We start from the raw sequence: 13,685 nt of genomic DNA, 5'->3' as shown, positions 1-13,685 counted from the left end.
TTAATTATTATCCTTAGTTCACCGTGATTCACAAATCAGTTATTTTTTAATTTGAAGAATTTAAAAATTCTTCCTATGCTAAAAAGAGTTTTTAGTAATTCATTTTATGCCAAGGAATGCGAATGAACATTTTAAAAACCCAAGTTTTGAAAGGACCTAATTATTGGTCGAACTACAGAAAAGAACTCATTGTTATTAAACTTGATTTAGGAAAGTATGAGGAATTTCCCACGAATCTTTTAGTTGGGTTTAAAGAACGACTGATAGAGTGTCTTCCAAGTTTACACAGTCATCGTTGTTCCTTAGGAGTTGAAGGTGGATTTTTAAAGCGGGTAGAAGAAGGTACTTGGTTGGGGCATGTGATAGAACACGTTGCTTTGGAGTTGCAATGTCTTGCAGGGATGGAGTGTGGTTTTGGCAGGACTTATGGGACTAAAGATTATGGTGTTTATCAAGTCATATTTGCATACCAAATTGAAGAAGCAGGTTTGTATGCAGGAGAAGTTGCAGTCAATTTTATAAACTCCATTGCAGAAGGTAAAAAATATCCTCTTGGTGAGGCCCTTAATCACTTAAGGGAAATTTTTAAAAAACAGGGGTTAGGGCCTAGCACTCAGGCGCTTGTCGATGAAGCGAAAAAAAGAAAAATTCCTTGGAAACACTATGAAAACACTTCTTTAATTACATTGGGATATGGGCGAAATCAAAAAAAGATTTGGGCATCCGTCTCTTCGAAAACAAGCTCTATTGGCGTGGATATTGCTTCTGATAAAGAGCTTACCAAGCAAATTTTGAGCACAAACTTTATTCCGACTCCCAAAGGGATGGTTATTAGGGATAAAGAAGAACTCCAAGAAGCAATAAAACTATTGGGCTTCCCTTTAGTGATTAAGCCATACAATGGAAATCATGGAAAAGGGGTAACTACAAATATTACAGATCGAGATAAAGCAATTTTTGGCTATGAACTTGCAAAAAAAATTTCCAATGAATTAATAATTGAACGCTTCATGACTGGGAAAGATTATCGATTCTTAGTGGTAAATTATAAAGTGGTTGCGGTGGCTGAAAGAACCCCTGCTCAGATTAGAGGAAATGGGAAACTTACAATTAATCAATTAATTCAGCAGGCAAATGAAGATCCAAATCGAGGAGATTGCCATGAAAACATGCTGACAAAAATCAAGATTGATGAATCCACTTTCTCTATTTTAAAACAAAATAACCTGACTCTTGAGAGTATTTTACCCGAGAATTATATTTTATATTTAAAAGAAACTGCAAATTTAAGCTCTGGTGGAACAGCTAAAGATGTGACTGATACGGTTCACGCTTTTAACATTTTTCTTGCAGAACGTGTAGCGCGACTCGTAAATTTGGATATTTGCGGAATCGATGTGATCTCAAATGATATAGGTTGTCCTTTAAATGAAAATCATGGTGCCATTATTGAAGTAAATGCCGGACCAGGATTAAGAATGCATTTATCACCTAATGAAGGTAAGCCTCGCAATGTAGCAGAACCCATTTTGAATATGCTTTATCCACCTAATTTAACGTCAAGGATTCCAATAGTCGCTGTTACAGGTACCAATGGAAAAACATCAGTGGTCCGGTTGATTGCTCATCTCGCACGTTTTGCAAATCACCACACCGGTTACACTACTACAGACGGTATTTATATAAATAATAAATTGATTTATAACGGGGATTGCAGTGGTCCTGCCAGTGCACAAGTGGTTTTATATGATCCTGAAGTGGATTATGCCGTCTTAGAATGCGCGCGGGGCGGAATTCTACGTTCAGGTTTAGGATTTGATGAATGTGATATCAGTGTGATTACTAATGTTACTGAGGATCATTTGGGATTAAATGAGATTTATACTCTTGATGAGTTGGTCCAGGTCAAAGCGGTTGTTGCGCGTAGCACTAAAGAAACAGGATATGCTATTTTAAATGCTGATGATAATTTGACCTATGATTTAAGAAATGATTTAACGTGTAATATTGCTTTATTTAGTATGTTTGAAAGCCCCCGTATCAGGAAGCACTGCAGTTTAGGCGGGTTAGCTGCTTATCTTGATCAAGGACATATTATCGTGCAACGCAGTTCCGAGCGAACTGTTCTGGCTGATGTAAAATCAATCCCGCTTAGTTTTCAAGGCACCGCAAGCGGCATGATTCTGAATATATTAGCTGCAACATTAGCAGGAGTCATCAGTCATTTCTCTTTAGAAAAAATAAAAGAAGCACTGCAAATTTTTTATCCCACTGTCGAGAATCTTCCAGGCAGAATGAACCTTTTTAAATTCCCTCATTGCCAGGTCATGGTCGATTATGCTCATAACGAAGGGGCATTTCGTGAGTTAAAAAATTATCTTGCTTCAATTCATTGTACTAAAAAAATTGGGATTATAGGGGCGGTCGGTGATCGCCGTGATGAGGACATTGAAAAGCTGGGCTATCATGCCGCTTCCATGTTTGATGAAATCGTCATTCGCCATGATAAAGACGGAAGAGGGCGAACTCATCATGAAATAAATCGTCTTATTGTTGCAGGAATACTTCGCTCTAATTTTAAGCCATCTTTAAATATTATTTCAGATGAAATTGAAGCCATTGAATATGTGACGGGAGTGGCAGAACTAAATACGTTTATCTTTTGTGCGGTTGAAGATGTATTTGAAACAACTAATTTTCTCAAGAAAATGGAAAAACAATTGATGATAGCGAACGAGGTTTATAATGACACCCAAAGCTAAATTATTAATTATCGGTGGTGCTGAAGATAAGGGTTATAATGAACCATTGGATATTACGGAGCAAAATAAAGAATTTACTCGTTATGAAATTCTAAATGAATTATTGCCCCCCTCAAATAAAAAAATAGAAATTATTACAACTGGTTCGGAAATTCAGGATGAAGTAAAACAAATTTATCAAAATGTTTTTCATAATATGGGTTATACCAACATAGGGTTTATTCCTATAAAAAATAGAAGTGAAGCACGCCATGAAGAGTATTTAAGAAGAGCAGAGGATGCGGGAGCCATTTTCTTTACAGGAGGCGATCAGTTTCGTCTATCTACAATATTAGGTGGCACTCCTATAGTTGACATTATTAAAGAACGATATCTGAAAGACAGTGATTTCATTATTGCCGGAACTAGTGCTGGAGCTATGGTTATGGGCACAGTTATGATCACTGGGGGCGGTTTATCAGAAGCTTTAAGGTACCTCAATTTATTAACTTCTTCAGGATTAGGGATTTTACAATCTTGTGTTATTGATACTCATTTCATAAAAAGAGGACGATTTAGCCGTTTGGCACATGCCATTATCATGAACCCAGAACAATTGGGTATTGGTTTAGGGGAAGATACTGCTCTGGTTATTCGAAATGGAACGGATGCAGAATGTTATGGGTCGGGTATGGTTGTCATTATTGATGGTAGAAATATTAATCAAACAAACATCACAGATGTTGAAGAAGGAGAGCCTGTATTTGTTGAAAATTTGATAGTTCACCTTTTGGTAAAGGGATGTCAATTTTCAATTGCAGATCGTACTCTGGCGAATCCGGCGATCCCTCTAAGTAAATAATTTAAATAATGGATACGGTAATGAATAAAATTGCAATCGCGGTACATGGTGGTGCTAGTGAGAATTATTCTTTTTTGCACGATCATCAAAAGGAATTTGAACATGGTATGGCCCAAGCTGTTGAAATAGGTTATTCAGTTCTTGATAAAGGCGGTTCCGCTTTGGATGCAGTAGAGCAGGCAGTGGCGGTTCTTGAGGATAATCCTTTATTTAATGCGGGAAAAGGTTCAGCGTTAAATTGTCGCGGGGAAGTTGAGATGGATGCTTCCATTATGAGCGGCACAGATCTGCAAGCTGGCGCCGTATCTATGGTGCGTACAGTAAAAAATCCCATTCGTCTTGCCCGGTTGGTGATGGAGGAAACACGCCATGTTTTTCTTTCAGGATATGGTGCCTTAGAATTGGCGAAGAAGTATAGTATGGAAATTGAGCCTGATTCTTACTTTATAACTCCGCATCAATATGAGATGTATCAAAAGCTGAATAAAATAGAGAGAATGGAAGAAATTCAGCGCAAGAAAATGAAAGGAACTGTAGGTGCTGTGGCTTTAGATTTACAAGGAAATCTTGCAGCGGCAACATCAACAGGTGGAATTAGCAATTGTCTTCCAGGCAGAATTGGAGACAGCTGTGTTATTGGTGCTGGATGTTATGCCAATAATAATACCTGTGCGGTCTCTGGAACTGGAGAAGGTGAATATTTAATTAGAGGGGTAGTGGGACATACTATTTCCATGATGATGGAATTTGATATGCCACTGCAAAAAGCATGCGATTATGTAATCCATGAGCGTAATCAAAGATTAAACGGAGAAGTGGGTGTTATTGCTCTTAATAAAAATGGCGATTTCGGCATTTCTTTTAATACTGAAATCATGAAAAGAGCCTGGAAGAGTTCATCTCAAGAAGTTCAAATTAAACTGTTCAATTAATTTGATGAAATTGTAGAAGTCCTGTAGCCTTGGGCGCGAAACAGAACCCGGAACTTTAAGCTCCCGTTGGTTCTGCTTCACTGTTACAATATGATTTGATTGTATTACTTATTTTTTATACTGGAGGAGGTGGCGGACGTCGACCCAGTAACCCCATTATCAGGAATACGACAAAGATAACAAGAAATATAAAGAATAAAATTTTCGCAATTCCTGCTGCAGCTGATGCTATGCCACCAAATCCAAATGCGGCTGCAATAATTGCAATAATGAAAAATGTTAATGCCCAACCTAACATAATTACCTCCTTGTATTTATCTTAAATAACATTTAATTATGTTTAATTATAGACTATGTGTGTATTTACTATAGGACTGAAAACCTGAAGATATTCTGGAAAACCTCAGATTTTGTCATTTCAGCATTGATTCTTTATCTATTCAATGAGTTTAAGTAGAAGAGCAGACACTAGGTTATGCTCCTATGTTGAGCGTATTAGTGCATGATGGCGATAATAAGTAAACCTGTGGCTATAAAACCAATTAAAGCAAGACTGGAATTACCTCCCGGTACTAAGTGGCTTTCTGTGGTAACTAAGTGAGCTTTACGTCCTTTCCAAGCCATAATGGAAGGCAGAAGTAACAATAAAATAACACAGCAAATGCCGGCATAGCTTAAAGCATGCAAATAAATTCCAGGATTTAATAAGACTACTGCTAGCGGCGGAAGAAAAGTTAAAGCTAAGGTATATTTCCCCTGGTTACCGGATTTCTCCAGTTTTAACCCATCTGCCAGAAAGTCAAATAGACCCAAAGAAACTCCTAAAAATGCTGTAAGCATGCATATAGAAGTAAAAAAGCCAAAGAATCCACTAATCCATTGATTTTGTACTGATTGACTTAAAGCCTCAGTCAGCCCACTCGTGGCGTGTTCTGAATTCATAAGTGCGAGTAAACCATTCTCTCCTTCCCGAGAGACAACACCCATAATGACTGCATCCCAAACAATATAGCAAACAAGAGGAATAAGTGAACCCAGTAAGATGACGCGTTTTAGGGTACGTATATCATCTTCAAAATAGTCACGGAGGCTCGGTATTATCGATGCATAGCCAAATGAAGTAATCAAGATCATTAATGTGCCAGTAAATGCACGTGCTGAACCATCAGTTAAGCCTAAAGTAGAGGTATGCGGGCTAATAATAGCGACTAACAAAATATAAATGCCTAATTTACCAAACATTAAACCGCGATTGACATAATCTACGGAGCGTATGCCTTTATAAACGATCAAACCAAATAAAAAGGTAAACAGAATTGCGGTAGCACTGTTGGGTATATCAATATTCAATTTATGTAATAAGCTATTGAATACATCACTTCCCCCAGAAATATAAGCGGATAGCAGGGTATAAAGCAAAAACAGGTACGTGATCCAGGCAATAATTTGACCAGGCAAGCCTAACGTGGATTTAGCCATGGAAATCATGTTGCTTCCTGCTGGAAGACGTAGGTTAACCTCCAAGATTAATAAAGCGCCGGCAGTCATGACCAGCCAACAAAAAAACAGGAAGAAAATGGAATTGGTAAAGCCTACTTCTGCCGTGGAGACGGGAAGGGCAAGCATACCACCACCTATAGATGTTCCTACTATAAGTAATATTCCGCCTATTAGTTTTGAATTGATCATGAGATATAATCCAAAATAGTTTAAAAATAATTCAATATGATACTTTGTTGTTCATTTTAAGTCAATTGTATCGCAGCCAATAATGATTGTGGTCTAAGCGATCTGAGTCCTATTTCATTCTATATACTGTGCACATAAGGCGCAGTATATAGAGAGGCATGTAAAAATTTTTCATTAAACTATAAACTACTTTTTATGTCTATCTCTCAAAGTGTCGTTCCTCACGCAGATTGGTTATATCAAATTCCAAAATTCGTGCGCCAATAATCCGATAGAAACAGCAACTACAGCACCTTGAGTCCATTTACCACCTGGAACGATAAAGACAGAACGATGATTTCTTCTGCCAAAATAACACATTAATGCGGGTAAAAGTAGTAGCAGAATGATACAAAAGATACCTGCATAACCTAAGGCATGTATGTATGCACCAGGATAATAAATGACGATAAGAAGTGGAGGAACAAATGTAAGTAAAAATAACCCAATGCCATGACTTCCTCGTTCACGCAACTGTAAACCATCTGCAAGGAAGCTGTACAAGCATAAGGAGACGCCAAGAAATGCAGTGAGCATACAAATGGAGGTGAAGAAATTAAATAAAGCACTGATTATTGTATTTTGCACTTTATTTGAGAGTAAGCTTGCTAAGGCACTGGTGGTATGCGGATTATGCATTAAACTCTCAAGGTTTTGGCTTCCTTCTGAGGGGAGAGCCCCCATAATGACTGCATCCCATGCCAAATAACAAAATAAAGGAATTAACGAACCAATAAAAATCACTTTTTTCAGTTGCTTAATGTCATCATCAAAATAGTCTCTGAGATTAGGCACAATAATGGCGAATCCAAAGGAGGTAATCAAGATCATAATGGCGCCACCGATATAACGCATGTCACCATGACGCAGATGGTGTAGTTCAATATGCGGGGCAATAAGTACTACTAATAAAAAATAAACAGCTAATTTGCCAAACATCAATCCACGATTGACATAATCTACATATCGAATTCCACCATACACAACCATGCCAAAAATAAGCGTAAACAATAAACTTGCTTGCCAATCCGCCAGATGTAATCCAATTTTAAAAAGAAGGCTGTTCAACACGTCTGCTCCGCCAGATATATAAGCAGACAGTAGAGTATAGAGTAAAAAAAGATAGCTTATCCAGGCAGCAAGTAAACCATAATTACCTAAAGTGGCTTGCGCCATTGAAACCATATGTTTTCCTCTGGGTAAATAAAGATTCGCTTCAAGGATAAAAAACGCCCCTAATGTCATGAATACCCAGCAAAGAAATAAAAAAATTGAAGATTGCCAGAAACCTGTAGCTGCATTGGCAACAGGCAAGGCGAGCATTCCCCCGCCTATAGATGTCCCAACAATTAAAAGAATTCCCCCGATAAATCTTGAACGCATGTTTGCCTTATTTTGATGCATAAACTACAGGTGATGGTACTGGAGCTGGACATGTTGCACAAGTCTTAATACCATAATTATTGAACCATTGGATCTCAATGCGTCGATTAAATGCACTACCGTGGATCAATTTATTGTCACCTACATCATTTTTATCACCATAACCTTCTGCTTTAAGAAGTTGCGCAGGAATATTATTAGCCCATAAAAAAGTAAGCATCGTTTCTGCTTGAGCTTGGGACAATAATTTTTTATGGCGGCGTGTACCTACATTATCTGTGAATCCCGCAACATAAACAGGGCTGTTCGGATAAAATTTCAACAACCTTATAATATTTTCCAATCCAGGGTAACACACTTCATTGAGGCGGGGGCTTTCAAACATATAATATTTATCAACAGGCACAATTAGGGTCATGGTGTCGCCATATTGCACGTACTGGATATTTTCTTTATTCAACTCTTTAATAATGCTGCGTCTACTTGCCTTATAAAAACCTACAACGGCGCCGGCAGTACCTCCTGCAACAGTTCCTGCCAGTGCTCCTGCCACAGTACCTGTTGTTGCAGCACCTACTGCGGTTCCAACAACCGCTCCAGTAACAACCCTCCTTGGCATAGGATGTACTGGTTTGAAATTATTATAAGGTGGATAAAAACAACTACTCAGTAAGCATGAACTCAGTAAACATGTGATTAAACCACAACATAGAATTTGTGCTCTCGCTAATTTGAGTGACATATTCACTCCCTTGTTCCGTGATTTTATCATTATTAAACATCTGGTTAAATTTCGCAATTGTAAGATCTTCATAAATTTGGCTTATACACTGGGAGCAGAATCCTGCTTTGATTGCAAAAAACATGGCCTGAGTGTAGCGAAACGAAACCCGGGTTTTGCATTTTTCCCGGGCTCCTCTCATGTTATATAACCGCAGGACTTAAGTGGAATTATTAATTAGCAACAATAGCTAGTTTCTAACTCATCTTCTTCATTTTCTTGAAGGTCTTCTTTTATTGGTTGCGGCTTTGGGTTGAAGAATGAAACTAAACTTAACTCATTAGTGTATTCTATATCGTGACGACTGAATGATTTAAATTCGGTGAAGCATGACAAGGCTTTATATGCTGCTGCAATCATTGCTCCGACAATGGTTATTCCTACGGCAACACCTAAAACTGGTTGAACAATAAGTACTGGCAGTGCAATGCCAAAAATACCGGCATATAAAGAAAATGCTGTTGCTGCGTAGAACATCAGTTCGCATGCTTTGGCGAGATTATGAAATAAAACACCAATTTTTCTGGATTCACATGAATTGCTAATTTTTTCCGATGCTTCTTTAGTATTCAGCTGTCTATTTTTTGCTTTAGTTAATTGGTCTATAAATAATTCATAACTGGCAGCAATTTCTTCAGCTTTTTTGGCTGAATTTGTTTTAGTATAGGAAAGGTTGTAATAATTTTGTACTGATTTTATTTGCTGTTGTATTTTCACCCCAATTTGCTTTTGCTGATTAGCAAACAGAGCATTTAGTGCTTCGTCACAGGCGCTTAAACGTCGTTCTAATTTTGTATGATTCAAAGGCATGATCCATCTCTTTATTATTATTAGTAGTAGGGAAACCATGAGATTAAAACCACTTCAATTGAGTTTGAATGGCCTCGATGTTTTATATCATAATTAACGTAAGTTCGACATAAGAAGTATAAAATGATTTTATCCTTTTTATGACGCTAAGCGAACCTAGCCTTATTTTATTGAATTCAAAAAAGGATAATTACTACTCTTCTCCTTGAAAACGACATAAATTCTGAAAATCACATTGTTGACAAATAGTTAAATGCGCAGGTTGTGGGACGCAATGGCCGTCTTGGAATTCTTTAGCCAAATCAGTGAGTTGTTTTTGCCAAAGGTTCTTGCACTCTGTCCATGTTTCTTCTTTTTTTAAAGGACTAATCCCACTGATGCTGTGCTTTTCTTCACTAAGTCCCGCACAGCTGATTTTCCCGGCTTTTAATTGCAAGAGCAAAAGGGTGTTAATTTGTTCATCCAACAGCGCATAAAGCAAGAGCTGTGATTCTTTAGGTCGTTCCTCATTCCAGGGTTTACTGGCAGGAAGAGTACTTTTATAGTCAATAACCCATTTTTTATCTTCAACCTGATCCATGCGATCGACGCGCACTTGAAAATCGAGGCCGGCTAAATTAATCGTATAAGATTGCTCTATTGCTGCTATGGTAAAAGGAGGTCGTTGTTTCTCCCATTCAAGACAAGTGTGCACCATTCGTTTTAAGCGCGCGTACTCCACTTCCCGTATTGAATCAGGAAATGAATCGCAATGTTTTTTTAGTGAGGCTAAAGCGGTATGAATGGCACCATCAATGTATTGTTCTAAAATATCATTGGCTAAATGGAGCAGATTATGTTGATTTTCTAATTTTTGCCATAGCAGCTCCATAACCTTATGAATAATTTGTCCTCGCTCTTTATTATCTAAGCCATCTGTTGTTTGTAACGAAGTTTTAGCTCGGAGTCTGTGTTCGGCAAATGCTTTAAAAGGACATTTGGCCTGATTCGATAGAATTGCTGTACCTCCATAAACGTGCTCCTCTGCCAATAAGGGAATATGAAAACACTCTTCTATCGTTATTAACTCAGAGGTTTTTTTTGCTTCATAATCAGTTGGTAATGGTTCAAAATTGGGAAATCCAGCGATTAAGGAGCAAGGTAAATTAGGTGTATCTGCTTGCAATTGGGCATAGCTTAGTACTATAGAATCAGCACTTCTTTGTAGGCGCTGCAGGATCTGGCGAGCAAACTGCAATTCGCGAGCAGGTAAACTATGCGGCATGCACAATTCACGTTGCAATTGAGGTGGAATAAAAGCTGATAATTGTACTTTTTGTGGCAAACATTGATCAGTTAAGCCCATGATCCATAAACTCTCGAACTCACATCCCGATGCTTCCAGCAAACCAGAAATTTGAATCGGCGCATTGGTTTTTTGCGCTTGGAAAATGGTGTTATCAGCAAGATGTTGTACTGTCTCAAGGACTTCCGATTTTGTGAAGCGAGAACTCAGTAAAGAAAATTGCCTCAGCTCATCAAAGATGGCGATAAAACGATTAAGGCACTGGTAATTCTCTGAGCTAAGGGTATAGTCCCCAGGAAATCCTAAGGTGTTTAAACGCTTTTGAAATAAGTGTATCCATTCTTCTACAGCAGCCTCTTGAGGATAAGGTGTTAGAGCATTTAATAAAGTAGCGAGTTTGGGCGCATAAGCATGGAGTTCTTCTCTAAAATGATTTAGCTGAACTGCATGATTTTCTAATAATATTCCTTCTTGCAAGTACTCAGAGCGTGCTATGAATTCTTCTTGAGAACTGCCTAAATAAGGTGATTGCAGAAGTAATTCTGCCTGATGCGAACTTAAGTAGATATCATCTAAATTAAGCCAACATAGGGCATGGGCAACTAAAGGAAAATTACTCAGAGGTTTGCCGAGGGAAATATTAAAGTAGGATGGCTCAAAATGATGTGCCAAGATTCTTTGTAATGAATTAGACTCTTGCTCTAAATTGGGTACAACGACACCGATACGCTGACTCCCTTCTTGGATTTTTAAATGTAACCATGCCATGAGTTGTTGATATTCTTCGTTGTTGTCTTGAGCTGCGAATACTTCGGTTTTCGATGATTTTTCCTTTAAATCATATTGATATTGAATGAAACCTTTTCTCGTCAAGTGTTCCTGCAAGAGCACTTGCTGAGGAGTAAAGTCATCAAAACACACCCAAACAACGTCTTGGGAAAATAAAGAACTATTGGTATTGAGTAAATAGGGAATTAATTGATGCTCAGTGATTAAATGATACTGTTTTAATTGTTTATCAAATAATTGCCACCATTGTTGAAATTGCCGTGTTTGTGCTGTGTAGTAAAAAGCTGGATCGTCCATGTTAATTTGCCAGAGTTGGCAACGCTCCCATGCACTGATTATTGATTGAAGCAGGCCTTCACTATAAGTTATGCTCGTTTCAGCTTGAATCATTTTGCGCCATAAGTACTGACATTGAGTGTTGTTTAATAAAGTAGGATGGGTAATATGAGGGCTAATGAAATTGAGCTGTTCGTAAGCTTTAACTAGAGCAGCGCCAAAGGGCATACATTTAGGCTTATCTATGGTTTGTTTCTTACATTTTAGGAAATAGTATTGAAGTATTGCTTCACTGAGTCGGTTATTCGGGGTGAGAACGGTGGCTTTTTGAGTTAATAGAAAAAAAAGCTGCTCTTTATCCGTGATCGGGTGTATCGTCATAAAAATTCACAATTTTAATTGTAGTCTGGATGGAGCATAGCAGAGTCTGGGAAATGCTCTATACCTGGCAAAAACCAAAATTATGCTGCTGCGCTGTATGCAAATTACAATACAATGAAAAGTTGAGTAGTTAGAAGATTTTACTCAAGTTTTTTTGCGCTGCAAAGTACGGGTTTTTTTTGCTGGTTTAGGTTTTTCTCTATCTGCAGCTCCAACATACCGTGGTAAGCGATGGTCTCGTCGTCTATCTGTACGTAAGATTTGGTAAATAAATTTCCCACGTAAATAGATAGAGGCTAAACCGGAGGCAATGGCAAGTAAGAAGCCAAAAAGAATATAACTGTAACCCAGAACAATGAAGTATGCAGAAACAAAATCATTAAAATTGATTACTTTCAATGCTTGATTTTCTGAGGTGTCCATAAATAGCAGCAGACCCAGATCAAAAAATGGTAAGGAAAGCAGAACCATAATAAAACCCAACCAGAAAGTCTTGAGCTTGTAAGGTCTAGGACTGCAAACGATACTTTTTCCAAATATTGCCCCAGTTATAGAGGCTACAACCATCCCTAGAATAATTGCATAAAAGAGAGGCACGAGTTCTTCAATACCAATTGTTGTAAGAAATCCATTGATAAGTATCGTTCCGACAACGGATAGCAATCCGTAATAAACAGCTGCCAGCAAACGTGGGTTGGGAAAGTCAAGTGCAGGATCTTGTTTATTCATTTGGCACTCCATAGCTCCACTTATATATGTATCATTTTAGTATAAATATTTGACTATGTTGTGTTTTATTAACTTTTTTATTTGCACTTATCCAAGATAAAATTAGCTTTCGAAGAGATAGAGCTGTATCAGCATAATAATTTGTATATAATAAGAGAAATAATTATTGATTTCGATTATGAAGAAACTTGGTCACTTTTTTTTAAAACTATTTGGATGGAAAGTTGTTGGTGAATTACCACAAGATAAAAAATACCTGGTTGTTGTAGCCCCCCATACCAGCAATTGGGATTTTATTGTTGGCTTATTTGCTCGTTTTTCAGTCGGAGTTAAAATTAACTTTTTAGCGAAAAATCAATTGTTCTTTTTTCCTTTAGGTTTGGTGTTAAAGGCTTTAGGCGGTGCTCCAGTTGATCGTTCTAAAACAAATAAAACAGTAGAGCAGGTAGTGGAAATCTTTCGTTCTCGTGATGAGTTTAAGCTTGCTATTACTCCTGAGGGAACTCGCAGTGCAGTGACGCGTTGGAAAGAGGGGTTTTACCATATTGCTTGTCAAGCAGGACTGCCTATAGTTATGGTAGGTCCTGATTATTCCACGAAGGAAGTTCGAATTCATGAGAAATTCCAACCCTCAGGGAATATTGATAAGGACTTTCCAAAGATTCTTGATTTCTTTAGATCTATAAAAGGCTGTTATCCTAAAGAAATTCCTGAGTATCATCCCCGTAAAAATGACTAGTTTTTTAAAATGTAACTGGATATAGTGTCGCGGAACTTAAAATCCCCCACAAATTTTTTCATTCTACGTACCGGTTTTATGCGCGGTATCCAGAGGAATTTTGCTTTAAAAAAGGACTGCTCAAAATATTGTTTTGGATATCACACATAAAGCGGTAGTTAAGTAGCTTATATCCATCTTTCAAAGTGGCACCAAAAAAGCTATACCGGATAGATTGGGTCATTCTGTACTGCATTTAGGACATACTTG

General features: G+C 37.8%; 11 protein-coding genes. 4 read left to right on the top strand and 7 right to left on the bottom strand.

Features of this window, described 5'->3' with window-relative positions; translation table 11 throughout:
- The first annotated feature begins 122 nt into the window (after positions 1-122).
- From cphA to A8O27_RS05110, 3 genes are read left to right on the top strand one after another with little or no spacing between them, the layout of a single operon-like run.
- Positions 123-2,762 (top strand): cyanophycin synthetase, encoded by a 2,640-nt coding sequence (gene cphA / locus A8O27_RS05120; protein ID WP_058460110.1) that lies wholly within the window; start codon positions 123-125, stop codon positions 2,760-2,762.
- Positions 2,746-3,603, top strand: coding sequence for a cyanophycinase (locus A8O27_RS05115; RefSeq protein WP_058460111.1), 858 nt, complete (start codon positions 2,746-2,748; stop codon positions 3,601-3,603). The genes cphA and A8O27_RS05115 overlap by 17 nt, the downstream gene beginning before the upstream one ends.
- A 20-nt stretch (positions 3,604-3,623) precedes the next feature.
- On the top strand, positions 3,624-4,535 hold the full coding sequence (locus A8O27_RS05110; RefSeq protein WP_058460112.1) for an isoaspartyl peptidase/L-asparaginase family protein: 912 nt from the start codon (positions 3,624-3,626) through the stop codon (positions 4,533-4,535).
- A gap of 115 nt (positions 4,536-4,650) precedes the next feature.
- Here the strand turns inward: A8O27_RS05110 and A8O27_RS05105 are convergent, their stop codons facing one another.
- The 7 genes from A8O27_RS05105 to A8O27_RS05075 form a co-directional block, all read right to left on the bottom strand.
- The gene (locus A8O27_RS05105; RefSeq protein WP_058460113.1) at positions 4,651-4,833 is read right to left on the bottom strand and encodes a DUF1328 family protein; all 183 of its coding nucleotides are present in this window, start codon (positions 4,831-4,833) and stop codon (positions 4,651-4,653) included.
- Between the two features lie 197 nt (positions 4,834-5,030).
- A complete protein-coding gene (locus tag A8O27_RS05100) occupies positions 5,031-6,224 on the bottom strand; it encodes an amino acid permease (RefSeq protein WP_058460114.1) in 1,194 nt (397 codons plus the stop codon).
- Between the two features lie 234 nt (positions 6,225-6,458).
- Positions 6,459-7,646, bottom strand: a complete 1,188-nt coding sequence (locus A8O27_RS05095) for an amino acid permease (RefSeq protein ID WP_058460115.1) — start codon at positions 7,644-7,646, stop codon at positions 6,459-6,461.
- Between the two features lie 7 nt (positions 7,647-7,653).
- Positions 7,654-8,388 carry a C-OmpA-like family protein CmpA gene (cmpA, locus tag A8O27_RS05090; protein ID WP_058460116.1) on the bottom strand — a complete coding sequence of 245 codons (735 nt, stop codon included), beginning with the start codon at positions 8,386-8,388 and terminating at the stop codon, positions 7,654-7,656.
- 216 nt (positions 8,389-8,604) lie between these two features.
- Positions 8,605-9,237, bottom strand: a complete 633-nt coding sequence (locus tag A8O27_RS05085; RefSeq protein ID WP_058460117.1) for a DUF5638 domain-containing protein — start codon at positions 9,235-9,237, stop codon at positions 8,605-8,607.
- A 193-nt stretch (positions 9,238-9,430) separates the two neighbouring features.
- Positions 9,431-11,968 carry a PD-(D/E)XK nuclease family protein gene (locus tag A8O27_RS05080; RefSeq protein WP_058460118.1) on the bottom strand — a complete coding sequence of 846 codons (2,538 nt, stop codon included), beginning with the start codon at positions 11,966-11,968 and terminating at the stop codon, positions 9,431-9,433.
- A gap of 144 nt (positions 11,969-12,112) precedes the next feature.
- Positions 12,113-12,697, bottom strand: coding sequence for a hypothetical protein (locus A8O27_RS05075; protein WP_058460119.1), 585 nt, complete (start codon positions 12,695-12,697; stop codon positions 12,113-12,115).
- Positions 12,698-12,875: 178 nt separating this feature from the next.
- Here A8O27_RS05075 and A8O27_RS05070 point away from each other — a divergent pair, with 178 nt between their 5' ends.
- The gene (locus A8O27_RS05070) at positions 12,876-13,436 is read left to right on the top strand and encodes a lysophospholipid acyltransferase family protein (protein ID WP_058460120.1); all 561 of its coding nucleotides are present in this window, start codon (positions 12,876-12,878) and stop codon (positions 13,434-13,436) included.
- The last annotated feature ends 249 nt before the right edge of the window (positions 13,437-13,685 follow it).

It is taken from the genome of Legionella bozemanae, from assembly GCF_001648595.1.
GTDB lineage: Bacteria > Pseudomonadota > Gammaproteobacteria > Legionellales > Legionellaceae > Legionella > Legionella bozemanae.
This window is presented reverse-complemented; position numbering and strand designations above follow the sequence as displayed.

What these genes read in the sequence shown, in the direction of transcription:
- A8O27_RS05100 (WP_058460114.1), bottom strand. Translation starts at nt 6,224, where the DNA reads ATGATCAATTCAAAACTAATAGGCGGAATATTACTTATAGTAGGAACA.
- cphA (WP_058460110.1), top strand. Translation starts at nt 123, where the DNA reads ATGAACATTTTAAAAACCCAAGTTTTGAAAGGACCTAATTATTGGTCG.
- A8O27_RS05095 (WP_058460115.1), bottom strand. Translation starts at nt 7,646, where the DNA reads ATGCGTTCAAGATTTATCGGGGGAATTCTTTTAATTGTTGGGACATCT.
- A8O27_RS05075 (WP_058460119.1), bottom strand. Translation starts at nt 12,697, where the DNA reads ATGAATAAACAAGATCCTGCACTTGACTTTCCCAACCCACGTTTGCTG.
- A8O27_RS05105 (WP_058460113.1), bottom strand. Translation starts at nt 4,833, where the DNA reads ATGTTAGGTTGGGCATTAACATTTTTCATTATTGCAATTATTGCAGCC.
- cmpA (WP_058460116.1), bottom strand. Translation starts at nt 8,388, where the DNA reads ATGTCACTCAAATTAGCGAGAGCACAAATTCTATGTTGTGGTTTAATC.
- A8O27_RS05085 (WP_058460117.1), bottom strand. Translation starts at nt 9,237, where the DNA reads ATGCCTTTGAATCATACAAAATTAGAACGACGTTTAAGCGCCTGTGAC.
- A8O27_RS05115 (WP_058460111.1), top strand. Translation starts at nt 2,746, where the DNA reads ATGACACCCAAAGCTAAATTATTAATTATCGGTGGTGCTGAAGATAAG.
- A8O27_RS05110 (WP_058460112.1), top strand. Translation starts at nt 3,624, where the DNA reads ATGAATAAAATTGCAATCGCGGTACATGGTGGTGCTAGTGAGAATTAT.
- A8O27_RS05070 (WP_058460120.1), top strand. Translation starts at nt 12,876, where the DNA reads ATGAAGAAACTTGGTCACTTTTTTTTAAAACTATTTGGATGGAAAGTT.
- A8O27_RS05080 (WP_058460118.1), bottom strand. Translation starts at nt 11,968, where the DNA reads ATGACGATACACCCGATCACGGATAAAGAGCAGCTTTTTTTTCTATTA.